A 325-nucleotide genomic window follows, 5' to 3' on the forward strand; every position below is an offset into this window, starting at 1 on the left:
AAAAAAATGCCGAATGTATGGTCGAAAATCAAGCTATTGGATTAAGTCGAGGTGGCCGAACGACCAAGATTCACGCACTCGTTGACGGATTAGGGAATCCCTTGGGTTTTCGCCTAACAGGTGGTCAAGTACATGATAGCCAAGTTGCCAGTGAGTTGCTGGAAGGCTTCGATATTTCTCAATCAAATATTATCGCGGATAAAGCCTATGGCACCGCGAAACTTCGCCAGTATATTGAAGATAAAGCAGGCGTCTATACCATTCCGCCAAAGGAAAATACCAAAGACAAGTGGACCTGTGATTACCACGTTTATTGTGAGCGCCA

Annotated in this window: 1 pseudogene; it reads left to right on the forward strand. The window is 44.9% G+C overall.

The features are described 5' to 3' along the window. Positions 1-325: pseudogene (locus tag ACOV1R_RS16125) on the forward strand (IS5-like element ISLpl3 family transposase); the annotation flags it as partial.

It is taken from the genome of Lactiplantibacillus sp. YT640 (genome assembly GCF_049745435.1).
GTDB classification, from domain to species: domain Bacteria; phylum Bacillota; class Bacilli; order Lactobacillales; family Lactobacillaceae; genus Lactiplantibacillus; species Lactiplantibacillus plantarum.